Source organism: Namhaeicola litoreus (assembly GCF_042679565.1).
GTDB lineage: Bacteria > Bacteroidota > Bacteroidia > Flavobacteriales > Flavobacteriaceae > Namhaeicola > Namhaeicola litoreus.
Genome location: NZ_JBHTMY010000003.1, coordinates 1,221,367 through 1,244,721, shown reverse-complemented (window position 1 = coordinate 1,244,721; position 23,355 = coordinate 1,221,367). Strand labels below are relative to the sequence as shown.

24 protein-coding genes are annotated in these 23,355 nt (G+C 36.0%); 7 read left to right on the top strand and 17 right to left on the bottom strand.

Annotation, left to right across the window (positions count from 1 at the left end):
• Nucleotides 1-22: 22 nt before the first annotated feature.
• Together ACFQ39_RS12755 and ACFQ39_RS12750 are read left to right on the top strand one after the other, a co-directional pair.
• The gene (locus ACFQ39_RS12755; protein WP_377179515.1) at nt 23-1,543 is read left to right on the top strand and encodes an NAD(P)H-hydrate dehydratase; all 1,521 of its coding nucleotides are present in this window, start codon (nt 23-25) and stop codon (nt 1,541-1,543) included.
• Between the two features lie 70 nt (nt 1,544-1,613).
• Nucleotides 1,614-1,994, top strand: a complete 381-nt coding sequence (locus tag ACFQ39_RS12750; protein ID WP_377179513.1) for a hypothetical protein — start codon at nt 1,614-1,616, stop codon at nt 1,992-1,994.
• 40 nt (nt 1,995-2,034) lie between these two features.
• Here the strand turns inward: ACFQ39_RS12750 and ACFQ39_RS12745 are convergent, their stop codons facing one another.
• The 3 genes from ACFQ39_RS12745 to ACFQ39_RS12735 are packed head-to-tail and all read right to left on the bottom strand — an operon-like array spanning nt 2,035 to nt 4,536.
• Nucleotides 2,035-2,922: a 3-hydroxybutyryl-CoA dehydrogenase gene (locus tag ACFQ39_RS12745; RefSeq protein ID WP_377179511.1), complete on the bottom strand. Its 888-nt coding sequence runs from the start codon at nt 2,920-2,922 to the stop codon at nt 2,035-2,037.
• Between the two features lie 3 nt (nt 2,923-2,925).
• Entirely contained in the window at nt 2,926-3,561 is a 636-nt protein-coding gene (locus tag ACFQ39_RS12740) for a sterol desaturase family protein (RefSeq protein ID WP_377179509.1), read from the bottom strand.
• Between the two features lie 15 nt (nt 3,562-3,576).
• Nucleotides 3,577-4,536 (bottom strand): Gfo/Idh/MocA family protein, encoded by a 960-nt coding sequence (locus ACFQ39_RS12735; RefSeq protein WP_377179507.1) that lies wholly within the window; start codon nt 4,534-4,536, stop codon nt 3,577-3,579.
• 70 nt (nt 4,537-4,606) lie between these two features.
• Here ACFQ39_RS12735 and ACFQ39_RS12730 point away from each other — a divergent pair, with 70 nt between their 5' ends.
• Nucleotides 4,607-5,254, top strand: coding sequence for a protein-L-isoaspartate(D-aspartate) O-methyltransferase (locus ACFQ39_RS12730; RefSeq protein WP_377179505.1), 648 nt, complete (start codon nt 4,607-4,609; stop codon nt 5,252-5,254).
• Here the strand turns inward: ACFQ39_RS12730 and nadC are convergent, their stop codons facing one another.
• On the bottom strand, nt 5,255-6,112 hold the full coding sequence (gene nadC / locus ACFQ39_RS12725; RefSeq protein WP_377179503.1) for a carboxylating nicotinate-nucleotide diphosphorylase: 858 nt from the start codon (nt 6,110-6,112) through the stop codon (nt 5,255-5,257).
• A gap of 58 nt (nt 6,113-6,170) precedes the next feature.
• On the opposite strand from nadC, the gene rlmH reads away from it, so the two are divergent.
• Together rlmH and ACFQ39_RS12715 are read left to right on the top strand one after the other, a co-directional pair.
• The gene (rlmH, locus tag ACFQ39_RS12720) at nt 6,171-6,644 is read left to right on the top strand and encodes a 23S rRNA (pseudouridine(1915)-N(3))-methyltransferase RlmH (protein WP_377179501.1); all 474 of its coding nucleotides are present in this window, start codon (nt 6,171-6,173) and stop codon (nt 6,642-6,644) included.
• 63 nt (nt 6,645-6,707) lie between these two features.
• Nucleotides 6,708-7,601: a DUF808 domain-containing protein gene (locus ACFQ39_RS12715; RefSeq protein WP_377179499.1), complete on the top strand. Its 894-nt coding sequence runs from the start codon at nt 6,708-6,710 to the stop codon at nt 7,599-7,601.
• Between the two features lie 9 nt (nt 7,602-7,610).
• Here the strand turns inward: ACFQ39_RS12715 and ACFQ39_RS12710 are convergent, their stop codons facing one another.
• The 4 genes from ACFQ39_RS12710 to ACFQ39_RS12695 form a co-directional block, all read right to left on the bottom strand.
• Nucleotides 7,611-8,606 carry a HupE/UreJ family protein gene (locus ACFQ39_RS12710; protein ID WP_377179497.1) on the bottom strand — a complete coding sequence of 332 codons (996 nt, stop codon included), beginning with the start codon at nt 8,604-8,606 and terminating at the stop codon, nt 7,611-7,613.
• A gap of 1 nt (nt 8,607) precedes the next feature.
• A complete protein-coding gene (locus ACFQ39_RS12705; protein ID WP_377179495.1) occupies nt 8,608-9,486 on the bottom strand; it encodes a peptidyl-prolyl cis-trans isomerase in 879 nt (292 codons plus the stop codon).
• A 102-nt stretch (nt 9,487-9,588) separates the two neighbouring features.
• Nucleotides 9,589-11,472 carry a DUF3604 domain-containing protein gene (locus ACFQ39_RS12700; protein ID WP_377179493.1) on the bottom strand — a complete coding sequence of 628 codons (1,884 nt, stop codon included), beginning with the start codon at nt 11,470-11,472 and terminating at the stop codon, nt 9,589-9,591.
• A gap of 68 nt (nt 11,473-11,540) precedes the next feature.
• A complete protein-coding gene (locus tag ACFQ39_RS12695; protein ID WP_377179491.1) occupies nt 11,541-12,233 on the bottom strand; it encodes a LytTR family transcriptional regulator DNA-binding domain-containing protein in 693 nt (230 codons plus the stop codon).
• A 153-nt stretch (nt 12,234-12,386) separates the two neighbouring features.
• Here ACFQ39_RS12695 and ACFQ39_RS12690 point away from each other — a divergent pair, with 153 nt between their 5' ends.
• The gene (locus ACFQ39_RS12690) at nt 12,387-12,701 is read left to right on the top strand and encodes a MotA/TolQ/ExbB proton channel family protein (RefSeq protein WP_377179489.1); all 315 of its coding nucleotides are present in this window, start codon (nt 12,387-12,389) and stop codon (nt 12,699-12,701) included.
• Nucleotides 12,702-12,797: 96 nt separating this feature from the next.
• Here ACFQ39_RS12690 and ACFQ39_RS12685 read toward each other — a convergent pair whose 3' ends face one another.
• The 6 genes from ACFQ39_RS12685 to ACFQ39_RS12660 all read right to left on the bottom strand — a co-directional run bounded on the left by ACFQ39_RS12685 (nt 12,798) and on the right by ACFQ39_RS12660 (nt 17,318).
• Nucleotides 12,798-13,397, bottom strand: coding sequence for a sugar O-acetyltransferase (locus tag ACFQ39_RS12685; protein ID WP_377179487.1), 600 nt, complete (start codon nt 13,395-13,397; stop codon nt 12,798-12,800).
• Nucleotides 13,390-14,013, bottom strand: coding sequence for a CatA-like O-acetyltransferase (locus ACFQ39_RS12680; RefSeq protein WP_377179485.1), 624 nt, complete (start codon nt 14,011-14,013; stop codon nt 13,390-13,392). Before ACFQ39_RS12680 ends, ACFQ39_RS12685 begins: the two co-directional genes overlap by 8 nt.
• Before the next feature lie 111 nt (nt 14,014-14,124).
• Nucleotides 14,125-14,718, bottom strand: coding sequence for a GNAT family N-acetyltransferase (locus tag ACFQ39_RS12675; protein WP_377179483.1), 594 nt, complete (start codon nt 14,716-14,718; stop codon nt 14,125-14,127).
• A gap of 8 nt (nt 14,719-14,726) precedes the next feature.
• On the bottom strand, nt 14,727-16,358 hold the full coding sequence (locus tag ACFQ39_RS12670) for an amidase (RefSeq protein ID WP_377179481.1): 1,632 nt from the start codon (nt 16,356-16,358) through the stop codon (nt 14,727-14,729).
• A gap of 29 nt (nt 16,359-16,387) precedes the next feature.
• Entirely contained in the window at nt 16,388-16,843 is a 456-nt protein-coding gene (locus ACFQ39_RS12665) for a YybH family protein (RefSeq protein WP_377179479.1), read from the bottom strand.
• A 19-nt stretch (nt 16,844-16,862) separates the two neighbouring features.
• Entirely contained in the window at nt 16,863-17,318 is a 456-nt protein-coding gene (locus ACFQ39_RS12660; RefSeq protein WP_377179477.1) for a pyridoxamine 5'-phosphate oxidase family protein, read from the bottom strand.
• A gap of 116 nt (nt 17,319-17,434) precedes the next feature.
• Here ACFQ39_RS12660 and ACFQ39_RS12655 point away from each other — a divergent pair, with 116 nt between their 5' ends.
• Nucleotides 17,435-19,072 (top strand): ABC-F family ATP-binding cassette domain-containing protein, encoded by a 1,638-nt coding sequence (locus tag ACFQ39_RS12655; RefSeq protein ID WP_449289252.1) that lies wholly within the window; start codon nt 17,435-17,437, stop codon nt 19,070-19,072.
• Nucleotides 19,073-19,273: 201 nt separating this feature from the next.
• Here ACFQ39_RS12655 and ACFQ39_RS12645 read toward each other — a convergent pair whose 3' ends face one another.
• From ACFQ39_RS12645 to ACFQ39_RS12635, 3 genes are all read right to left on the bottom strand, one after another.
• Nucleotides 19,274-20,173 carry a hypothetical protein gene (locus ACFQ39_RS12645; protein WP_377179475.1) on the bottom strand — a complete coding sequence of 300 codons (900 nt, stop codon included), beginning with the start codon at nt 20,171-20,173 and terminating at the stop codon, nt 19,274-19,276.
• Between the two features lie 21 nt (nt 20,174-20,194).
• Nucleotides 20,195-21,472 carry a DcaP family trimeric outer membrane transporter gene (locus ACFQ39_RS12640; protein ID WP_377179473.1) on the bottom strand — a complete coding sequence of 426 codons (1,278 nt, stop codon included), beginning with the start codon at nt 21,470-21,472 and terminating at the stop codon, nt 20,195-20,197.
• 139 nt (nt 21,473-21,611) lie between these two features.
• Nucleotides 21,612-23,162, bottom strand: a complete 1,551-nt coding sequence (locus ACFQ39_RS12635; protein WP_377179471.1) for a M20 family peptidase — start codon at nt 23,160-23,162, stop codon at nt 21,612-21,614.
• Nucleotides 23,163-23,355 lie beyond the last annotated feature (193 nt).

The following is a 23,355-nucleotide window of genomic DNA, read 5'->3' as shown; positions in this document are numbered from 1 at the left end:
CCTTAGTCTAAGGTTAAGAAAAATGAAAATATTCAATACTTCACAAATTCAAAAATGGGATGCATACACCATAAAGGCTGAGCAAATTACTTCTTTGGATTTAATGGAAAGAGCTGCTACCGCCTGTTTTGATTGGCTTACTGAGCATGTCACATTTCATAATAGACGAATTTGTTTTTTTTGCGGTGTTGGCAACAATGGTGGAGACGGATTGGTGATGGCAAGAAAATGCCTTGAAAAAGGCTATGCGGTTTCAGTTTATATTGTTCATTTTAGTTCGAGTCAAAGTGAAGATTTTAAAAAGAACTTACAGAGATTAATCGATTTAAAAGCTACTATCAATCATTTAGTAGAGGATAATTCTTCGTTTAACTTAAAAGAAAGTGACTTAATCATTGACGCCATTTTTGGTACAGGGATGAGTAGAGATATTTCCGGTTTTACTTCAGAAATTATTCAATTGATCAACCAGACAGGAAAAGAAGTTATTGCCATTGATATGCCTTCTGGATTATCGACAAGCTCTCTTCTGAAAAATGATGGAATGGTCATAAAAGCCAGTACTACACTTACTTTTCAATGCCCAAAGTTAAATCTGTTATTACCAGATTATTTTAAATACTATGGTGAAGTTGTATTGATAAATATTGGGCTTTCTGAAAGTTTTTCCTCGGTTGAACCAAGTTCAATGTTTTATGTAGATGCCAACTTCATTAAGTCGTTTTTCATAAAGAGAAAGAAATTTGACCATAAAGGTACCTTTGGACATAGTTTACTTATCGGAGGTAGTTTTGGTAAAATAGGAGCAATTGTTTTAGCTACAAAAGCTGCAATAGGAGCAGGGTCTGGTTTAACCACAGCTTTTATCCCAAAATGTGGCTATGATATTTTACAAACTTCAGTACCTGAAGCAATGGTTGAAATTGATAATGATCTTGAACTGGCCTATTTTAATTATAAAGTTAATCCAACTGTTATTGGTTTAGGAATGGGAATGGGGACCTCAGAGAAAACAATTGAAGGATTTTATCGTTTTTTGAAACACAATAGCACGCCTTTGGTTATAGATGCCGATGCGATCAATATATTATCAAAAAAACCTAGTTTTTTAGAATTATTGCCCCCTGAGACTATTTTAACACCTCATCCCAAGGAATTGGAAAGATTGATAGGAAAATGGTCAAACGACTATGAGAAAATCGATTTAATGACAGATTTTACGGAAAAGCACAATTGTATTTTGGTAAACAAAGGTGCTAATACCCTTGTAGTTTATAAAAAGGAAAAATATTTTAATAGCACAGGTAATCCGGGTTTGGCAAAAGGAGGCAGCGGAGATGTTTTAACGGGTATGATTACCGGTTTGTTGGCGCAAAAGTACACAGCTTTACAAGCGTCGATTCTGGGTATTTACCTCCATGGCAAAGCGGCAGATTGTGCTTTAGAGAAGGGTATCTCTGAGGAAAGTTTGACAGCCTCAGATGTTATTCAACATATCGATAATGCTTTTGCATTTTTTTCATCTAAAACGATAAAAAAATGAGGTATATCAGTTTAAATGTCATTTTTTTTGATGAAATTTATAGAGTTTAATATTTAAAAGATCATAGACCATGGAGACTAAAATAGTTTATTTAAGCGACCTCAAATTTAACCTTTCCGTTTGGAAGAAAGAACTGAGATTTCACAAGCAGGAAATGGAAAGGTTTGAGAAGAAAATGGAAGAAATTGCAAAAAGGAATTTAGGTGTAAAAGCGATGGCTCCTCTAGAAGGATTTCAGAATAGAATTATACGTGAAAAGGAAGTAATTGGTCAGTTACTTCAGCGCATTAGAATGAAAAGAAGAATTGTAGAAACACTTGAGAAAGGAAGTGAAGATGATGATCGATTAAGAAATCAACAAAACACACTCCGAGATGATATGAAAACTTATATCAAATTGCATTATGAGTTAAAAGAGGAAATAATGGACTATTTTTTGAAATGGTTATAACATAAAAAAAGACCGAAGATTCTTCTTCGGTCTTTTTTATTTAAAGAAAGCGGACAGATATTTTTTCTGCTTTTTTCGTTTCTGAATAATCATAAAAACCCTCACCAGATTTAATACCTAATTTACCTGCAGTTACCATATTGACTAATAATGGGCAAGGTGCGTATTTCGGATTTCCAAACCCATCATGTAAAACGTTCAAAATGGACAAACAGACGTCGAGCCCAATAAAATCGGCTAGTTGTAAAGGTCCCATTGGATGGGCCATACCCAATTTCATGACAGTGTCTATTTCGTAAACTCCAGCTACTCCTTCAAATAAGGCGTAAATAGCTTCATTAATCATTGGCATTAAAATCCTGTTAGCAATAAAGCCGGGATAATCATTTACTTCTACAGGGGTTTTTCCCAATGCTTCAGAAAGGTTCATAATCTTATCAGTAACATCATCTGATGTTGAGTAGCCCCGAATCACTTCAACGAGTTTCATCATGGGTACCGGATTCATAAAATGCATCCCAATAACCTTATCGGGCCTTTTTGTAGACGCTGCTATTTTTGTAATGGAAATGGATGAAGTATTGGTGGCAAGGATGGCATTTTTTGGAGCGAGCTCATCCATATCTTTAAAAATACTCAATTTTAAAGCTACATTTTCTGTTGCTGCCTCAACCACCAGATCGGCTTTTCCCAGACCGTCTTTCATTGATGCAGTGGTTTTAATACAACCTAATGTTTTGGTTTTTTCTTTAGAAGTAATTCTTTCCTTTGCCAACATTCTATCCAAATTGTTGGTAATGGTGGAAATGGCCTTTTGCAAAGCAACTTCTGAAATATCGATCAAGGTTACATTAAAATTGTTTTGAGCAAAGACATGGGCAATTCCATTTCCCATGGTTCCGGCTCCTATTACAGATATATTTTTCATAATTTAGTTTTTAAGGGGTGGCATCGTGCCAAAAATTCGATCCCAAAGTGTGGTTGAAACACCGAATGCTCTATCGGGATATTTATAATGGTGCAGATTGTGGTGTTTCCAAAGATATTTAAACCTTTTAGGAGGTTTGTTTACATGTGTTGCTCTGTGAAGAAAAGAATACAACAAGTAGCCCAAAAAGAATCCAGGAAAATAGGCCCAAGTAAGATTTGGAAATCCAAACAACCAAAAAAGAATATAAAAAATCGAAAATAAAACCGTTGCCATTAAGATACCGGGTATCGGAGGCATTAACAATCTTTCTTCATCTTTAGGATACAAGTGATGGGAACCGTGCATAATAAAATGGAATCTTTGGATGTATTTATTTTCTGATGTCCAATGAAATAGATACCGATGTAAAATGTATTCTGCTAAGGTCCATGAAAAAATAGCAAAAAGAAAGATGAAAATAAATGTTTCAGGGTCGATTTTAATCTTAGTTAATGCGAAATAAATAAGGCTAGTAATTACTGTGCCATATACCAAGACATTCATTTTTAGACTCGTCTTGGTAAATTGTTCTAAAAAAGGGTTTCTAAAAATGGTTGCCTGACCTCTATGATGCTCAGTAGTCACTTTCGGTTCCATTGCAAATCAAAAAAATTAAAAATTATCTATAATCAGTTGGGCTACACGGAGTGCTTCTGTTCCTTCTTCCAAAGATACAATGGGTTTAGTATTGTTTTGAATGGCGACTGCAAATGTTTCCAATTCATCCAAAATAGCATTATTATTCTCAATTTTGGGATTTTCAAAATAGATCTGTTTTTTAACACCTTCGGCATTTTGCAAAATCATGGCATATTCATCTGGATTTTCGGGAACATCCTTCATTCTAACCACTTCACTTTTTTTTTCCAAAAAATCTACAGAGATATAAGCATCTTTCTGAAAAAATCTCGATTTACGCATATTTTTTAAGGATATTCTACTAGCGGTTAAATTGGCTACACAGCCATTTTCAAATTCAATTCTGGCATTGGCTATGTCGGGGGTATCGCTAATCACCGAAACGCCACTTGCATGTACTGCTTTTACTTTTGATTTTACAACGCTCAAAATAATATCAATATCGTGAATCATCAAATCTAAAACCACGGGGACATCAGTTCCTCGTGGGTTAAATTCTGCCAATCTGTGAGACTCTATAAACATGGGTTCAGAAATCTGGTCTTTCACGGCTGTAAAAGCGGGATTGAATCTTTCAACATGCCCAACCTGTCCACGAACACCATTTTTCTTCACCAAGTCTCTTAAGCTTTGTGCTTCTTCTACTGTCTTTGTAATGGGTTTTTCTATAAATATATGTTTTCCTTTTTCAACAGCCGCCACAGCACAATCAAAATGATTCAATGTAGGTGTGACTATATCTACCACGTCCACATGATTGATGAGATCTTCGACAGAATCAAATAAATGATAACCGAATTCTTCAGCAACTTTTAAAGCGTAATCTTTATCGGGATCAAAGAATCCTGCCAGCTCGTATTTATTGCTTTGGTTAAGTAATCTTAAATGAATTTTGCCGAGGTGACCGGCTCCTAAAACGCCTGCTTTTAACATAAAAAATAATTTTACCAAATTTACAAAAAACTCATGGTTAAGTAAATTTATTCTCTATTTTTGATTCGATATGTTAAAAGATTTACCAAGACATAAAGGACTTCGAAATCAGTTGGTTGCCACGCTAAAAGCGAAAGGAATTAAGAACAAGAAAGTATTGGAGGCTATTGCAAATGTGCCTAGACATCTTTTTATGGATTCTGGATTTATTGATTTTGCTTATCAAGATAAACCTTTTCCTATTGCTGCAGACCAGACCATTTCGCAACCCTACACCGTTGCGTTCCAAACTGAGTTGTTGGAAGTTGAACCCGGAAGTAAAGTTTTGGAAATTGGCACAGGGTCGGGCTATCAAACGGCAATTTTAATGGAATTAAACGCCATTGTTTACAGTATAGAAAGGCAGAAAGAATTGTATGACAAAGCAAAAAAGTTTTTGCCAAAAGTGGGCTACGTACCAAAAAAATTGATTTTTGGAGATGGATATTTAGGCTTAGAGGAAGAATCACCTTTTGACAGGATCATCGTGACCGCAGGAGCTCCCTTTGTACCAAACCCATTGCTAAGTCAATTAAAAATAGGTGGTAAGCTGGTTATTCCTGTTGGGGAGGATGTACAGAAAATGACAGTTTTTACAAGAAAGGGAGAAAAGGAATTTGATAAAAAAGAATATGGTGATTTCCGTTTTGTTCCGATGCTTAAAAATAGTGTAAAATAATTACACAGCCTTTAAACTCAGGTCCATATTGCTGACGGAGTGAGTCAAAGCACCAGATGAAATATAGTCAACGCCACATTCGGCATATTTTCTTGCCGTTTTTAAAGTAATACCACCAGAAGATTCTGTTTTGCAAAAATCACCGATTAATTTCACGGCTTTCTTTGTCTCTTCAAAGTCAAAATTATCGATCAAAATACGATGAATACCTTTATGTTCAAGTATTTTTTTAATTTCTTCCATATCTCTGGCTTCGACAATAATTTTAAGATCTAGTTGATTGTCTTTTAGGTATTTTTGTGTTTTTTTTATGGCTTGGTGTACACCCCCCGCAAAATCGATATGGTTATCTTTTAGCATGATCATGTCATATAGTGCAAACCTATGATTTTCGCCACCACCAATTTTTACTGCCCATTTTTCAATAGCCCTTATTCCAGGTGTTGTTTTTCTTGTATCTAAAATTTTAGTTTTTGTGCCTTTCAACAATTCTGCAAACTCATTCGTTTTTGTGGCGATGGCACTCATTCTCTGCATAGAATTGAGCACTAATCTTTCTGCTTTCAAAATAGATTGAGAAGATCCTGAAACATAAAATGCTATATCGCCAACGGCCACTGCATCTCCGTCTTTTAAAAGTATTTCGATCTCCAAATTTTTGTCTACTTCCTCAAAAATCATCTGAGCAAATTCAATCCCGGCAATTATTCCCGACTCTTTTACTAGTAATTTAGCTTTTCCTTTAGCTTCTTTGGGGATACAAGCTAAAGAACTGTGATCACCGTCACCAACATCTTCTCGAAGGGCATTTTTTATAATGATTTGCAGTTCTTCCTGGAATTGTTCAGTGCTGATCATAATCGGAATTTTAAGATTACAAAAATAAGTTTTTATCTTTATGCACTTAAAGTAAAAGATGAAAATTAAACTTTTGGTTATTGGTAAAACGGATAGCAAAGAAATGCAATCGCTGATTGAAATCTACCAAGACAGACTAAAACATTACGCTAAATTTGAATTACAGGTGATACCTGATCTTAAGAAAGCTAAAAATCTATCAGAAATTCAACAAAAGGAAAAGGAGGGTGAATTAATTTTAAAAGAGATTCAATCCACCGATGAACTTGTTTTGTTAGACGAAAATGGAAAAACATTTCACTCTGTTGGCTTTTCCGAATTTTTACAAAAAAAAATGAATTCGGGCATCAAGCAATTGGTTTTTGTTGTTGGTGGACCATATGGCTTTTCAGAAACTGTATATCAAAAAGCTAAAGGAAAAATTTCTCTTTCAAAAATGACCTTTTCGCATCAAATGATAAGGTTATTTGTTGTTGAACAAATTTATCGCGCTTTTACGATATTGAATAATGAACCTTATCATCATCAATAAAAAAGAAATTTAAAAGATATAATAAGGGAATTGTATTTTTGTAATACATTTTAAAATTAAAACATGGCCGGAGGTTTTTTCGCAATCTTAGATGACGTAGCTACTTTAATGGATGACGTTGGAGTTATGACGAAATTGGCTACCAAAAAAACAGCTGGTGTTTTGGGAGATGATTTAGCGGTAGGCGCAGAAAAGGCTTCAAGTTTTCGAGCGTCAAGAGAATTACCGGTATTGTGGGCCATAGTTAAAGGTTCGTTTTTAAATAAATTGATCATCTTACCTTTTGCATTTTTACTCAGTGCATTTGCTCCGCAGTTTATTGTACCTATCTTGTTAATTGGGGGTGTTTATTTGAGTTATGAAGGTGTTGAAAAGATCATTCACTCCGTATTCCATAAAAAAGATCTCGGTCATGAAGAATTGATAAAAGTTGCCTCAGAAGAGGAGCTCATGAAAATTGAGAAGGCAAAGATTAAATCTACCATTGTAACTGATTTTATCCTTTCTCTAGAGATTATCATGATTGCCCTTGGCACGGTTACCGGAGAACCTTTGTTAGAACAAATTATGGTGGTATCACTTGTTGCTATTGTTGCTACCATAGGTGTTTATGGTCTGGTAGCACTGATGGTTCGTATGGATGATACGGGTTATAAATTGGTTCAGAAGGCTCGAGGCAAAAGTAAATTTATTAAATCTACCTATGTTATCATTGCTAAAAGTTTGGTCTGGGCTTTGCCAAAACTTATTCAGCTGCTAGCCATTGTAGGTACTGCTGCCATGCTTTTGGTAGGAGGAGGGATGTTCGTACATAATATCGATAAAGTTCACGACTTTTTTCATGGATTACCTTCTATTTTGGCAGAATTTATCGTGGGACTAGTTGTGGGATTACTAACTTTTTTTGTGATAGAAATTTTTAAAAAACTAAAAAAAATGTTGTCAAAAAAGGCTTAAAATGGTTTTTTAATTCCAAAACCCCAGAACTCTCTCAATCATCCAGAATGCCGCAATAGAGCCAATGGCATAGGCAGGAATTTTTTTCATAAATACCGGCCAATCTTTTTTAAGACCTAAAATTTTTAAAACACCCAAGACGACTAGTACAAAAGCGATCTGACCAATCTCTACACCAATATTAAAAAATGCCAAAGCGAGCGGGATTTCATTTTGGGGTAGTCCAACATCAGCAAGTGCTCCGGCAAAACCAAATCCGTGAAGCAAGCCAAAAATAAAGGCTACCAACCAAGGCTTTTGTGCGGTTAAAGTTTGTTTTCCATTTAGCCCGTTTAATATTTCTATGGCTAAAAAGACGATACTTAAAGCAATGATCGCCTCTACCGGTGGACTAGGAAAATTGACTACACCCAAAACAGCTAAACTCAAGGTGATACTGTGGGCCAAAGTAAAGGCTGTAATGGTTTTTAGAATCTTCCAGGCACCATTTGTGATGATAATCAAAGCTAAAACAAATAATAAATGGTCTATGCCAAACCAGATGTGTTCAATACCTAAAATCGTATATGTTTTAATGACTTCACTTTTTACTGTTTTACCGGGTAGCAAAGCAGTATCCTTATCGGGTTGTAGCATCAAGGTTGCTTTTTCTCCATTGAGATATTCTACGCTAACCAAAGCGTCAATTAAGGTTTTATTAAGTCCGCTAATTGTAATTGGTTTTCCCTGTAGTGCCTGCTCTGACGTGATCTTGTAGCTATAGGTCACAGACCCTTGGGTCAGATTAGGTGGATTGAGGATTTCCACCAAAAAAGCATCAGGAAAAATGGGTTGTATGGGTGGAACAGCTTCACCCATACTGGGAACTTTCCAAAAAACCTCATAGGTAGTTTCAGAAGTTTGAATGATCTGTAAAAATGCAGGCCTGATTTCATGGGCATTCAAACCATTTATCCCACTGACGAATAAGGCAATAAGAAAAAGAAATTTTTTTAAAATATTCATTTTAACTGTTGATTTGATTTTCCATTTCTTTTACGAATTCAGGTTCAAATTTTTCGGGATCAAAATCCAATTCTACTCTATATTTCTTTTTTAATTCTTTCATAATGGCCTCGTTGGTTTTTTGTTGTTCATTGTATTCATAATCCAACAAAACATCTCTTTTTACTTCTTCCAATTTGGGAATTCTCTTCTCAATTTTATTCGCGATAAATACCAAGTGCTCTCCAAAAGAAGAGCTTACCGGTCCGTACCATTGATTCAAAGGTATATTTTCAAATGATTCACTTAACGTTGAACCAAACTGATAAGCGATCTCATCTTGATTGATATCTGTTAGGCTATAAGGAAATGGCATTTTATCACCGAAATTCTTCATTTCATCAAAACTAGCATTGCTGTGATTCTTTAAAACAACAATTGCATCTGATTTTGGATCCTTTCTGTTATCCCTACTAAAAATGATCTGGTAAAAGGTGAAAGTTGGCGGGAAAGCATATTTTTCGCTGTTCGCTTCAAAATAATCCTGTAAGTCCTGATCAGTTGGCTTTTTTAATGCGGCGATATCATTTGAAATGAACTGCATTTTTTGGGATAATCTACGCTTGATAATCTCATCATTGTGATCTAGATTCATTTTCAGCGCTTCCTGATAAAAAATCTCCTGTTTTATGTTCTGTTCGAGCAAATTTTTGAGTTCATCTTCTGTTGGCAATCTTTTCCACTGCATCTCCCAGCTGGCAATGATGTTGTCTACATCGCTTTGATCAAGACGGATTACTTCTCCTCCTTTTTCATTCTTGTTGACGAGCCCATACAGTATAAATAAAAAGATCCCGATAAAAATAAAATGGACAAGGGGTTCTTTCAGTAATTTTTTCATAAGTAAAGTCTAATTAAATAGATTTCTAAATTAAGCTATTTTACAAAACAGAAAAAGGTTTTCATTATTTGAAAACCTTTATCAATTCCTAATTGAGTTTTTTTATTTTGGGGCATACCAGATAGGGGAGGTATAGGCCCTTTCCGTATTTGTCAGCGGTATATCTTTACTGGGTTTTGCGCCATACCTGAGTTTGTCGTATAATGTCCATCGCGGGGTTGGAATTTCGATGACCCTTACATAGTAAAATGCTTCCAACTCAGGATTGAAATCGGGATCTTTCCAAACACTTTTTAATTCGGTAGCCCCAATCGAATTATCCCAGGTTGCATTTTCAACATTCACTGAATTTCCCACAGAAGGCAGTTTCCCCTTTGCGTCTAATTTGCGATCGCCACTCCAGACAACATCATATACCTTTTCACCTAGAGAACCATCTTTATTAGCCCAGCCTTTCACAATTTGTATCCTGTCTAAGCTTCCACCTTCTGGATCCATCAAAGCGTATACAATAAAAGAAGGAACGCTGTTGTTCGTATTCTTGAGATCTCCACCCATGGGAACACCATTTTCGTAGCCAATTTTAACAAAATCACCTTCGACTTGATCTGATGTGAAATTAAAACCACCAAAGAATCTTACTTTCATGCGAGATCCTGTTGTAGCATAGGTTTCTTTTCTCTTCATGGCATCCCACAAAGATGTCCTGGTATTTTCATTTGCCCAAACAGCGGCATATCCTGATGCTAAAGTCTCCCAGGTCAATATTTTACCTTTAGGTGATTCCATAAAAATATGATCCCAACGATGGTCTGAGGGTTCTGCATTTGCAGCCTTTCCGAAAAAGTTATTGTCATCAGCCGTAGCCAGAGAAGTATGAGAATCGGTACTTCCTATGAAACCAAATTTGTACGGATTAGTGCCCAATTGATTTTTGAATTTTAAGCCCAATTTTAATGCAGATCTACCGTATTCATATTGAAGCATATCTTTCGTTTTTACCTGAGAATAGTCTAAATTCGTTCTGTCCCAGGTACCATAATCAGCATATTCATCGTTAGGTGATAAAAATGGATGAGCCTCTGCATCACCTTTGATCTGGGTAACCTCATAAAGGGGTTCCCATTTGGCTCTTCTGTCTGCATAAGCCTTATCCAAAGCTTTACCAGAAACGGTTGTTTCTGCGAACATCATTCCATTGCTCAAATTTCCGTTATGTGGAATCGCTAATACTTTTCCTCCTGTATTGGCCTCATATGATTCAAGGTTATCCCACAATCTTTCTGGATCTGAGCTATCTTCATTTGTAAACGGCAGTTGAGTTCCGGCTTTGTCACCATTGTCTCGATAGATAACTACACGGTGCATGTTATTTCCTCGGATCAATGAAGTCCATTCGTAACCGATAAAGGCAGTAAATTTTCCGGGTCTATTGTACTTTTCTGCAGCAGCAACCACATCTTTCCAAACGGGTTTCATCATTTCCGGATCATTTGTTTTAAAAGATAGCGTACCTTGAGAAAAATTTCCAATGATATCGATCGCGGCTTCTGTATTTTTACCTTCATCCAGCATTTTTTTCCAACGTTTTCCCTCTGCTGTCTTCATAATAAATTCATCTTCATTCATAAGGCCTGGAAAAACACCCATTCCGTCGGAGTGATCTGCAACAACCAGAAAATCAAGAGGTCTGCTCAATTTTGCTTGCAATCCGGTTGAGGAGGTAACGGTTTCACCCATTGCGAATTTATAAGCTTCATCCATCCCTGTTGTATTCCCAAATGCACCCGCGTCTAAAGACAAAGAAGTATGAAGGTGGGTGTCTCCCCAATAAACATTTTCAGGGTAACTGCTTGTCGCTTCTAATTGTGTCGAATTTACTGATTCAGAAATAGTCGAATCATCTGTAACGTTTTTATTTTTTGAATCGTTGGCGCAACTTAAAAGAAGTCCAATTGCAGATAGAAGTAATAATTTTTTCATCATGTAGGTCTGTTAGTAGCATAAAAGTACTAAAAAAAAGGTAAAACATTTTTGACTCAATGACTATGCTTTTATCTTTCTTTAAAAAAGTCTATGACTGTCTTTTTATAGCTTCTGGAGATGGGAATATTGTATTTTGAATGAATAATGATTTCATTGCCATTTAAAACTGCTACCAGAGGATTGATCAAAAAAGAGCGATGCACTCTTAAAAAATGTGGTAATTTATTTTCCCAAGAAGATATTTTTACGTTATTCTTAATTTCTTGTCCATTTGAAAGTATAACCAACGTAAATTCATTTCTGCTTTCTACAAAAAGGATATCATTTTTAAGGAGATTGGTTTTTTTTCTATCGCTAAAAATGGTGATCGATTCACTGTTGGATGTATTTTGAGATACGAATAAATAAGCATCTAAACCCACGAAAAACCCCAATATGATCCAAACTAAAACAGGATTTAAAAAAACTTTTTCCATTTGACCTCCGCGTAATTCCAAAAAATACCAATAGGCTAAGGTAATTGCCAAATAACAAAAGTATAAGGAGAAAACTGCTAAATAAAATGTTCTTAACACCCTTTTTAACTTTGGTAAAGGTTTAATTTTCGGCCATGAAAACTTGATCAATAATGCCGGTGGAATAAAAAACAAAGAAACCAGCCATGCTTCCCAAAAACTTGTAAAGGAAGTTTTAAATAAAAGAGCAATTAATAAAGAGGTACAAAACCAATATATGACTTGGTACAGGGAATTAAATTTCATGAAGTAAAAATAATAATTGTCATTACATTTTGCGCTAAGGAAGTGCATCAACTATGGTAAAACAGGGTTTTAACCTCTTTGGAAATGGATTTAGCATGGTCGATTTTATATGGATAGATGTAATTTTAAGGTATTAATTTTAAAACAAAAAAGATGTTAGATTTATTTTATCAAGGAGGAACTTTATTTATGAGTTTATTGACCATTTTACTCATTGCCCTAATTATTGCAGCATTTAAATATCCTGAATGGATAAACGAAATTGGACTCATGGCATTGGCTATCGGTGTTCTAGGTCAGATAATTGGTTTATATGGTGCTTTTAAAGGTATTGAAGAAATGGGAGAAGTTAGTCAACAAATGATGGCTGGTGGACTAAAAGTGAGTTCTATAACTACAATGTACGGTTTGATTATTTATGTAATCTCTTTGGTGCTAAGGTTGATAAACAAACCTAGGATAAGTTGATTAAATCAAGAAATAAAGATTAGTGGAGAGCCCTTTGGGGCTTTTCTTTTTTTAAATTATGACTAAAAAGGTAGGCCTTAACACTTGATTTTGAATTTATTCAAAAGGGAGTTTTTTGAAATAGTAAAGCTTGTCTTCCTCAGTAATTTCTCGATAAACTTTACAAGGGTTACCCATGGCAATTACGTTTGGAGGTATATTTTTTGTCACCACACTTCCCGAAGCGATCACGGCATTATCTCCGATTGTAATTCCTGGATTGATCACGACATGTCCGCCAATCCAAACATTATTGCCAACCGTTACAGGAAAGGCATATTCGATACCTTCATTTCTCTTCTCGACATGAATTGGATGTCCGGCAGTGTAAATACCCACATTCGGCCCAATAAAAACATGATCCCCAAAGGTTACTTTTGCACAATCCAATACGATCAAATTAAAATTGGCGAAGAAATTTTCTCCTATTTCAATATTGTAACCATAATCACAATGAAATGGGGGTTCTAAGAAGAAATTCTTTTCAGTCTTACCAAGTAACTTTTTTAGGATTTGCTTTCTTTTCTTATTTTCTCTAGGTCCTAAATTGTTGAACTCGTATACCAAGTCTCTTGCATGCTGTCTTTCAAGATTCAATTCTTTTCCAAAAGGATAATAAGGTTTTCCAGATAACATTTTACTCTTTTCGCTAGCCATTCATCAAAATTTGAAATTTATCTACAAATAAACCTACTTCATAACCATCCATAAGTGCATGGTGTACATGGATGGAAACGGGCATAAATTTTTCACCCTCTTTCTCAAACATTTGGCCAAAAGATATTTTAGGACAACTATCTAAAAAAGAATAACTTCTTGCATGCGATAAAGAGGTAAAGTTTAACCAAGGCAGGGAAGAATAGTGGATCACATTTTCACCGGAAACAGCCGGCATCAGTCCTGTTGTACTTCTTACGCGTTCAATTTCTTTCTTTGCTTCGATTACAAAATCTTCAAAATTCTCTTTATAGTTCATGTATGAAAAACCAAATGGGCCATTCTCTCTGTTAATGGTTGGCGATGCATTTACACTGTCGAAAACAAAAACTTCTCCATCTATAATCCGATAGCGAAAAGGCTCAATAGAATTCGCTGCAACTAAAGAAGTATGCAAATAATACAGAAAAAAAGAATAGTTTCTTTCTTTCGCTTTTCGATATGCTTTGGTGCAGTTTATCTCTACGGTTACACCAAAAAAAGGCTCTTCAAATTGTTTAAAGAAATTAAAATGGTCTTTTCGATTCCAGGTATTTATGTCGATTTGTTTTTTCATTTAAATCAATTGATTTATTACTTCAATATTTCAGTCTTTTTTGAGAGATTCTAAATAAACTCTTCTTAATACTTTTATTAAAAAATACGTTTTCAATCAATTGTTTAAAGCTTAATTCCTTTGCAATCTTAACTGTAACGATTTTTTTACATTTGGCCATTCTTGTTCTGTAATTGAAAATACGACAGAATCTCGGTAAGTTCCATCAGGATTAATGCGATGATTTCTCAAGATACCATCTTGTTTCGCACCCAAACGAGTAATGGCTTCTCGCGATTGAATGTTGTACCAATTGGTAAGAAATTGAACAGCAATACAATTCAATTCTTCGAAAGCATAACGGAGTAATAAAAATTTACATTCTGAATTGACCCCTGTTCTTTGATGAGACTTTGCGTACCAGGTAAATCCAATTTCCAACCTCCGATTAGCCTGGTCTGCGTTGCAGAACCTCGTCGATCCAATAATTTTTCCTGTTTCTTTATGAAATACTACAAAAGGATATCCGATATTTTCTTCTTTTTGGGCGAGTGCCTGCAGGATATAGGCATCTATCGTTTCTTTAGAAGGAACTGAAGTATACCATAAGTTCCACAATTCTCCATCACTGGCTGCCAAAAGAAGTGCTTCTTTGTGGTTTATTGTCAAAGGAAATAATTCAATCAAATTTCCTCTTAATTGGATATTGTTTAACCACTTTTTCATTCGCTTTTCTAATTAGTAAATAAAGAGGGATGTTCTTCTTCAAATGAGGTAATTTCTTGTATATAGCGGGCAAAACTTAAAATATTGGCCTCATCAAAATGATTGCCCAATAAGGTGATACTGCCACCCTTATTCTCTGCATAGCTGCCATTTGGCAATACGACACAGGGATGTCCGGTTAAATTAGACATTAATAACTGACTGCTGAAAGACGGCGCTATCAGTACATCGATGTCTTGCATCATGTCGTTAAATTCTGTTGTTAATTGATGTCTTAAGCGATTGGCTTGAATGTACTCCACCGCCGGAATTAAACGTGAAGCCCTGAATACATTAGGCCATGCATTTTTAATCTGTCTCACCAACAAGGTGTCTCTGTTCGATCTGGTCAATTCATCAAAGGCAGCTCCGGCCTCTGCACTTAGAATAAAACTGAGCGAATAAACAGGAATTGAAGAAGGAAGTTTCTTTTCTATTAATTGAATCCCTTTTGATTTTAACAGTGCAATGGTGGTACTATCATTTTTCCGATTAGACTTATCCTTGCTAAACTCCTCTGATAAATACCCAATTCGTAATTTTCTTACATCTGTTCCTGACTTATAGTTAAACGGGTAGTTTTGCACCGAGGCATCCAAGCCGTCTTCACCTCTTATCACTTCTAACACCAAAGCACAATCCACTGCATTTCTGCAAATCGGACCAAGTTTATCCATGCTCCAGCTCAATGCCATGGCTCCGTGTTTACTCACCCTGCCAAATGTGGGTCGTAATCCTGTTGCACCGCAAACGGTAGAGGGAGAGACAATTGAGCCCCAAGTCTCGCTCCCAATGGCAAAAGGCACCAAACCAGCTACGGTTGCAGAGGCAGATCCTGCCGATGACCCACTGCTGCCTTCCTCTAAATTCCATGGATTTCTTGTTTTTCCTCCATACCAAACATCGCCCCAAGCCAAAGCACCCAAAGTTAATTTTGCCACCAAAACAGCGCCTCCTTCTTCCAATTTTTTAATAACTGTTGCGGTTTGTGCTAATTCTTGATCCTTGTAAGGCATTGCTCCCCAGGTTGTTTTGTATCCTTCTACGGCTAAAAGATCTTTCGCTCCATACGGAATGCCATGTAATGGCCCGCGATAGATTCCCTTTTTCAGCTCCTCATCCGCTTTTTTAGCTTGTGCCAGCGCAAGAGAATCGGTAAGCGTTATAACGCATTCTAAAGTATGACCATATTTTTTTAAGCGATTCAAATAGATTTGCGTCAGTTCTAAAGAACTGATTTTTTTATTTTTGATCAGATAGGCGAGTTGGTGAACAGGGTAAAAGGCCAAATCGTTTTGATTTGTTGGCAATTCAACTTTTTTATCGATGTCCCAATCTATATTTTCTTGCTTTTGGGGGATTTTAGTTTTATTGAGTGGTGGACTAAAAACTAAACTAAACGGCAGATCATTGGGTAAATTCATTTTTCGAATCGCCTCATAATTCTGAGCTTCTTCCTGAACAGAGCTTTTCAAAGAATCTATTTCGGCCCTATCAAAGGAGAGCCTTATTATATCCAATGCGACTGCGATAGAATCAATTTGTTGTGCTTGTGTGATATAAGAGATGAGACATATAAACAATAGTAATGTTTTCTTCATTTTAAGTGTGATTAGGATAAACAATTTATCTATTCCGCTATTCTATTCCAAATATCCAAATATATTTTCCAATCTTTTTCTACTTTTTTCCAAACAATAACATATTTGCCCTTCCATGAAGTTTCTTTTCCATCTGAAGTTTTCGTTGTTCCTTCATAATATCCATAATCGTAAGCTTCATTACCGATTACTTTAATTTCTAGGGGAGTAATTTTATGTGCAATGGTACGGGATCCATCTATTTTTTTCCAATAATTTGTAATATCATTTGTACCCAAAATGATATCCTTGTTATTCGGAAAGATCTTTGCATCAGATGTATAGGCTTTACCAATGCTTATATGGTCCGAATTGACCACATGCGCAGAAAACTTTGAGATATTTTTTAAAATTTGGTCAATCTCCTCCTTTTCGCCAATAAAGTTCTGCCCGTAAAATGGGGTAGACAAAATCATAAAACAATAAAAAATTAAATTTTTAGTCATGGTGGATGTATTTTTATATTTATAAAAATCTATAGGTTTTTTTAGCTGCATCAATTTGTTGCTGTTCTGTGGTTTCCGGATAGAATAAATAGCTGGGAGCAACAATTTGCTTTGTACTTGTAGCAAAAATTAAAATGATATTAGTAATAGGAAATTTACCTTTCGTCATCTTTGATAATTTAATATGCATTTTTTCAAATTCCGGATTTGTTCGATCTACGATTTCCGAATTACCTTTGATTTGATATCCCTTTTGAACAAAAATATCTATAAAACTGAGGCAAACATTCTGGTTTATTCGTAAGTTTTTTACTGTCTGTGGAGAGGCAATATTGGCCACAATTATATGATCTTCGCCGTAATCACAAAAAATTTCTTTGGGAGATACATTAGGCATACTGTCTTTAGATACAGTGGCTAACCAGCACAGAACACTCCTCTTCATACAAGCGATGATGTCAGAACTAAGTTTCATTTTTTGATAGATTTGGATTCATTTTACACGAAGCTACAAATCTTTTTTGCAAAGAGTGTTAGAAAAGGATTTTAGCACTAAAGTTTTTAATATTTTTGCCGCTTTAAAAAAAGAAGATGATTTCAGTAGATAATTTGGCGGTAGAATTTGGCGGAACAACTTTGTTTAGCAATGTTTCATTTGTAATTAACCCGAATGATAAAATTGCATTGATGGGAAAAAATGGCGCAGGAAAATCTACGATGATGAAGATCATTGCCGGAGAGAAACAAGCAACCCGTGGAAATGTAAGAGCGCCAAAAGATGCCGTTATCGCATATTTGCCTCAACATTTGCTCACGGAAGACGATTGCACTGTTTTCGAGGAAGCCGCAAAGGCTTTTAAACAAGTGTTCGACATGAAAGCAGAAATGGAGGCGCTTAATAAAGAGCTCGAAACTAGAACTGATTATGAGAGTGATGCTTATATGGCCATTATTGAACGCGTTTCTGATCTCGGTGAAAAATTTTACCTTTTAGAAGAAGTGAATTACGATGCTGAAGTTGAAAAGGCATTGAAGGGATTGGGTTTTAAGCAAGAAGATTTTAAAAGACAAACGAAAGAATTTAGTGGTGGATGGAGAATGCGCATTGAACTGGCAAAAATACTATTACAAAAACCAGATTTGATTTTGTTGGATGAGCCAACCAACCATATCGATATAGAATCTGTCATTTGGCTGGAAAATTTTTTGGTGAACAATGCCAATGCTGTGATGGTTATTTCTCACGACCGTGCCTTTATAGATAATATTACCAACCGCACCATAGAGGTAACGATGGGTAGGATTTATGACTATAAAGCCAATTATTCACATTACCTACAATTGCGTGCAGATAGGAGGGCACATCAACTCAAAGCCTACCAAGAGCAGCAAAAAATGATTGCAGATAACAAAGCATTTATTGAGCGTTTTAAAGGAACTTATTCTAAAACAAACCAGGTTTCTTCGAGAGAAAGAATGCTTGAAAAATTAGAGATCATCGAAATTGATGAGATCGATAATTCGGCTTTAAAATTACGTTTTCCTCCGGCCCCACGTTCGGGTGATTATCCGGTAACCGTTAAAGATGTGACAAAATCCTATGGAGAAAAGGTGGTTTTTAAAGGAGCCAATATGGCAATTGCCCGCGGTGAAAAAGTTTCATTTGTAGGAAGAAATGGTGAAGGAAAATCGACCATGATCAAGGCGATCTTGAATGAAATAGAGGTAGAGGGTACCTGCCAACTTGGGCATAATACAAAAGTGGGCTATTTCGCACAAAATCAAGCATCATTGTTAGATCCGGAATTAACTGTTTTTCAAACGGTTGATGAGGTAGCCGAAGGAGAAATACGTACCCAAATCAAGAATATTTTAGGTCGGTTTATGTTTAGCGGAGACGATCTTGATAAAAAAGTAAGCTTGTTATCAGGTGGAGAAAAAACCAGACTGGCCATGGTAAAATTACTCCTAGAACCTGTGAATTTGCTTATTTTGGATGAGCCAACGAATCATTTGGATCTCAAATCGAAAGATGTTTTAAAAGAAGCTTTGGCCACTTATGATGGAACGATGATTCTGGTTTCGCACGACAGAGATTTTCTTCAAGGTCTATCTCAAAAAGTATTTGAATTTAAAGACCAACGCGTGATTGAGCATTTTGAAACCATCGATGCTTTCTTAGAAAGAAACAGAATAAAGAATATCGCCGAAATTAATTTGATGAAATAGTAGCAAAAAAACAGGAGCTATGAGTTAATAAATTTAGAGCGTATTAATGGTATTTAGTTTAGGGTAAATGTTTAAGTTTTTTGATTCTATTGTTTTTGACAGTTTAATTTACTTTGATAGTTCAATCTTATAGACAAAATATTGTGCGAAAAGTCAGATTTTTTTAGACATTTATAATTTTATGTAATTGTAATTAGATCTTTACCATGGCAATGGAATGACAGGTGCGATGGTTAATCGGAGCTGATGTTGAGGGCCAAAAGCATCAGGCGAGGCTACATAGTACCAATATTGCGCTCCAAATCTAATCGGCATTTTTCCTGCCTTCACAACTTTTTGAACTCCGGTACCAAGAGGTAAGGTCAATTTGTTTCCATCACTCGCATTATGATTGTAAGCATAGGTAGGTGATGCTGTAACTTGCCAACCATTTTCGAGATTGATCGTGTAGAAATATTGTCCTGCTGTTATACTAACGCCGTCTTGAACCGCGTTGGCCGTCATCCAATTGGAATCGGCTAATATCGTTGAGCTAAAGGGGTCTGCATCCTTTGCACTGCCGACACTCCATGCATGACTCACGATAATTCCCAAAGCTCCAAAACCGGTTAATTTTGCCACCATAAACTCTGGACCTAGCGTTGTGTAACTCGCTCTAAGGGCTTCATTAGAAGCTGTTCTAAATCCACCAAATACACCAACTAGCGTAATCCATTTTGAAGGCCAAGTTTTTCCTACAGCCACATCAGCACTGATGTTTCCGAAACTTGATTCCTGTTCAAAACCATTGGGTGTAATTGTTGGCTGAGAAATATACATAGGGATCAAAGGTCTAACATATAGGTTTAAGCCTTCTGAAAGGGGGATAGGCAATGAAGGTTGAAAATTTATAATTGTAGCACTCTGGCCACTAGCATCACTTAGATCTCCATGATACCCAATAAAATCAATTGGAAACAACATCTGACCCACAGTAGCATTTGGATTGGCTAATTCTTTAGCCAAATCAGCAGAGCTTTTTACTTGCTCATCTCGTTGAGCGAAAAGTGGATCAATCATTAAGAGTACCAGGGTAATTATGATTAAATACTTGATATGCATTTTTTATTTGTTTAATGAAATTTAAAATTCAAATTTGGCCATGGATTGAATTCTGTGGGCCGAACCATAGGCGTCATTTGCGGTTCTCTGAGCACCCCACATATATTCAGTTCCTATAGAGAAATTTTTATCAAAATGATAGATTAAATTTAAATGACCGACACCACCGCGTTTTAAGGCAAAATCTGCCCTGGAATCCGGGGCATCTAACCAGCCATAGGCATAATTAAAATTAGACTCCAAACCTGGTGCCCAGCGATGCATAAAACCTACCATAGCAGATAATGCCGGAATTCCTTCCAATTGTCCATTTTCATCGAGTACCGCATTTGCGTCACTTCCTGCAAATGAAATAATGTTTTCACCATAAGCATTACCTGAATTTAGGTTAAAAGTGAAATAATTATTCTTGCCGATATATTGACGACCAGCAACCACAAATGCAATTTGAGCAATCTGATCACTTGGACCCTCATTGCCACCATCCCAGCGCAATTGAGCAATACTTGAACCTAACCATAAGACTCCTGATTTCCATTTATAATCTAATCTTAAGGCTAATAAGGGCAATTTCACATTAGGCTGTCCCAACAAGTTATTTGCGTTTTCAATACCTAATGAATTTAAGTACTCGAGTCCGGCAACGATCATTATTTTATTGGATATATCTTTTTGATATCTAATTTGAATCGATCGTCCGCCAAACAGGGCATCTCCGGCAGCAAAATCAATCATGGCGGCCATGGATTCTAAGAAGGATAAGGTAGTCCAGGTTTGTCCAATGATAAAATCTCCAGCCGTGATATAGGCATGTCTAATTCTAAATCGATTGTTTTCTGTAAAAAAGTCACCTTCGATAAATAACTGTAGTGGTATTTTGTTTTCTGAAAAACGTCGGATGTCTATATTAATACGCGTTTCTTTAGCTAGAAAAGAAATATATCCTTCATTACCAAACTCAGGTTCTCCCTCAACCGGAATAGAATTCATTAAAAATTGACTTTTATCTGTCGTACCGTCAAAATCATAAATTAAATCAACTTTTGCATATCCTCCAATTTTCATTCGTAAATCGGTACTAAACATAGGCCAAGAACCGGGAAATTCCTCATTCACAAGCTTTTCTCTAGCGGTTTCCAGAATAACTTCCTTTACATCTTTTTGAGGAATTGTTAATTGATTATGTATAGAATCTTTAGAGGTTTCTTCTTGGGCCAATAACTGATATGGCAGTTGTAAAAGAATTATAATCAATATAAATTTAAAATACTTTAAAACCTTGAGATTAAAATTATACATCCGTTTGATTCTTGATCAGTTTATAATAACATTTATTGAATTAGTGTACACTTTACTATCCTAAATAATCACAACAAAGATTTTTCGCATCCGTGACTGAATAATGTTTTTAAGTGGTTTTTCACCCTTAATCTAGTATTTATAGCTCTTCCAGGTTACCAAAAATCTGATAGAAGAAGCCTATAGATTTGGCGTACTCATCTACCAAAATACGTTCATTTACACCGTGAAACCCTTTAAATTCTTCTGTGTTTTCTAATTGGATAGCTGTAATCGTATACACATCGGGCGCAAAATCTCTGGCTTGAAAATGTTTAGAGTCTGATCCACCAACCACAAAGAAAGGCGACACAATTAAATCATTGCCATAAATTTGACGGATTGTTTTTTCTAGCATTTTATAACCAGGACCATTGGCATCTGCAATATTGGTAGCCGGTGTAGATGCAGAAATGTCTCTAATTTCAATACGATCATCATTTATCGCTTTTTTAACATGTTCCATAATCACTTCAGGTGTATCACCAGGCATTGGTCTGAAATTCACAACAGCAGTTGCTGAAGGCGGTAACACATTGTCTTTGATTCCAGCATTAAACATGGTTACGGCGATGGTTGTATGCAACATGGCTCTGGTTACTTCGTTTTTAGACATAACATCGATGAATTTTTGTTCCATTTCAGTCATTTCATCATCTTTTCCAAAAGCAACAGCAGCATATAGAGGCTGATTTTCTTCATCCAATTCAGGACCCATATATAAGTATTGTTGACGTACGGCTGGGTGTATTTTGTAAGGAAACTGAGCAGCTTCTAACTTGGTAATCGCTTCAGCTAAAATACCTATGTTAGACTCTTCAGGAGGCATAGAAGAGTGTCCTCCAACCCCATGTATAGCTAGTTCTAAACTAATAAAACCTTTTTGAGCAATACCTATTAAGGCTGTGTTTTCTTCAATACCTGGGAATATACCTGGTGTTAAAGGAGCCGATTCATCCATAACATAGGCAAATCTCTCAATACCTCTCTCTTCTAATACATCAGCTATTATTTTGGCACCTTCGGCACCTCCAACTTCTTCATCTTGTCCAAATACAAAATAAATGGTTCTAGAGGGTTGCCAACCTTCTTTTATTTTCATTTCGGCAGCTTCTAAAATAGCGTGGATTTGATTTTTATCATCCAAAACACCACGTCCCCAGATATAACCATCCTTCACAGTGCCTGCAAAAGGATCTTCTTTCCACTGGTCTCTGGAATCAGCAGGAACAGGAACCACATCCTGATGTGCATAAAATAAGGCCGGCTCTAAGCTCGAATCTTTGCCTTCCCAAGTGTATAGTAAACTATAAGGCCTTGGGTTTCCATGTAGTTCTTTCTTGAGCGTTTTATGCACCAATGGGTACGATTGCTCTAAAAATTTATGATAATCCTCAAAAGCTTTAGTGTCAAAATCATCTCGGTTTTGGTTCGATATCGTTTTATATGTTACTGCTTTTGATAAACGATTTACAGCACCTTCTAAATCGACATCAATTGAGAATGGCTCAACGCCAGTCATCTGCATAGAAGTAAAATTATCTAAATTTACTGTTTTATCCGCTTTAATTTCTTGTGTACTTGGTTCGTTTGACTGCTTACAGCTCCATAAAAGGACAAGTGAAAAAATGTAAATGAAAGTGTTTCGCATGGTTTGTTTTTTTTATTCGTTCAAAGATACAAAAACCATTTTCGCACAAAAATTTAAGCATTTAAAGTTATCCAGAATATTTTCTAGTTTACGGTTGTGAAACTTCTTTAAGATGATTGGATATTTGATCTAAATTGCTGCGCGCACCGCATCAACCTTGGTTAATTCTGCGGCTAAACTGATTTATCTACGG

What these genes read in the sequence shown, in the direction of transcription:
- ACFQ39_RS12755 (WP_377179515.1), top strand. Translation starts at nt 23, where the DNA reads ATGAAAATATTCAATACTTCACAAATTCAAAAATGGGATGCATACACC.
- ACFQ39_RS12750 (WP_377179513.1), top strand. Translation starts at nt 1,614, where the DNA reads ATGGAGACTAAAATAGTTTATTTAAGCGACCTCAAATTTAACCTTTCC.
- ACFQ39_RS12745 (WP_377179511.1), bottom strand. Translation starts at nt 2,922, where the DNA reads ATGAAAAATATATCTGTAATAGGAGCCGGAACCATGGGAAATGGAATT.
- ACFQ39_RS12740 (WP_377179509.1), bottom strand. Translation starts at nt 3,561, where the DNA reads ATGGAACCGAAAGTGACTACTGAGCATCATAGAGGTCAGGCAACCATT.
- ACFQ39_RS12735 (WP_377179507.1), bottom strand. Translation starts at nt 4,536, where the DNA reads ATGTTAAAAGCAGGCGTTTTAGGAGCCGGTCACCTCGGCAAAATTCAT.
- ACFQ39_RS12730 (WP_377179505.1), top strand. Translation starts at nt 4,607, where the DNA reads ATGTTAAAAGATTTACCAAGACATAAAGGACTTCGAAATCAGTTGGTT.
- nadC (WP_377179503.1), bottom strand. Translation starts at nt 6,112, where the DNA reads ATGATCAGCACTGAACAATTCCAGGAAGAACTGCAAATCATTATAAAA.
- rlmH (WP_377179501.1), top strand. Translation starts at nt 6,171, where the DNA reads ATGAAAATTAAACTTTTGGTTATTGGTAAAACGGATAGCAAAGAAATG.
- ACFQ39_RS12715 (WP_377179499.1), top strand. Translation starts at nt 6,708, where the DNA reads ATGGCCGGAGGTTTTTTCGCAATCTTAGATGACGTAGCTACTTTAATG.
- ACFQ39_RS12710 (WP_377179497.1), bottom strand. Translation starts at nt 8,606, where the DNA reads ATGAATATTTTAAAAAAATTTCTTTTTCTTATTGCCTTATTCGTCAGT.
- ACFQ39_RS12705 (WP_377179495.1), bottom strand. Translation starts at nt 9,486, where the DNA reads ATGAAAAAATTACTGAAAGAACCCCTTGTCCATTTTATTTTTATCGGG.
- ACFQ39_RS12700 (WP_377179493.1), bottom strand. Translation starts at nt 11,472, where the DNA reads ATGATGAAAAAATTATTACTTCTATCTGCAATTGGACTTCTTTTAAGT.
- ACFQ39_RS12695 (WP_377179491.1), bottom strand. Translation starts at nt 12,233, where the DNA reads ATGAAATTTAATTCCCTGTACCAAGTCATATATTGGTTTTGTACCTCT.
- ACFQ39_RS12690 (WP_377179489.1), top strand. Translation starts at nt 12,387, where the DNA reads ATGTTAGATTTATTTTATCAAGGAGGAACTTTATTTATGAGTTTATTG.
- ACFQ39_RS12685 (WP_377179487.1), bottom strand. Translation starts at nt 13,397, where the DNA reads ATGGCTAGCGAAAAGAGTAAAATGTTATCTGGAAAACCTTATTATCCT.
- ACFQ39_RS12680 (WP_377179485.1), bottom strand. Translation starts at nt 14,013, where the DNA reads ATGAAAAAACAAATCGACATAAATACCTGGAATCGAAAAGACCATTTT.
- ACFQ39_RS12675 (WP_377179483.1), bottom strand. Translation starts at nt 14,718, where the DNA reads ATGAAAAAGTGGTTAAACAATATCCAATTAAGAGGAAATTTGATTGAA.
- ACFQ39_RS12670 (WP_377179481.1), bottom strand. Translation starts at nt 16,358, where the DNA reads ATGAAGAAAACATTACTATTGTTTATATGTCTCATCTCTTATATCACA.
- ACFQ39_RS12665 (WP_377179479.1), bottom strand. Translation starts at nt 16,843, where the DNA reads ATGACTAAAAATTTAATTTTTTATTGTTTTATGATTTTGTCTACCCCA.
- ACFQ39_RS12660 (WP_377179477.1), bottom strand. Translation starts at nt 17,318, where the DNA reads ATGAAACTTAGTTCTGACATCATCGCTTGTATGAAGAGGAGTGTTCTG.
- ACFQ39_RS12655 (WP_449289252.1), top strand. Translation starts at nt 17,435, where the DNA reads ATGATTTCAGTAGATAATTTGGCGGTAGAATTTGGCGGAACAACTTTG.
- ACFQ39_RS12645 (WP_377179475.1), bottom strand. Translation starts at nt 20,173, where the DNA reads ATGCATATCAAGTATTTAATCATAATTACCCTGGTACTCTTAATGATT.
- ACFQ39_RS12640 (WP_377179473.1), bottom strand. Translation starts at nt 21,472, where the DNA reads ATGTATAATTTTAATCTCAAGGTTTTAAAGTATTTTAAATTTATATTG.
- ACFQ39_RS12635 (WP_377179471.1), bottom strand. Translation starts at nt 23,162, where the DNA reads ATGCGAAACACTTTCATTTACATTTTTTCACTTGTCCTTTTATGGAGC.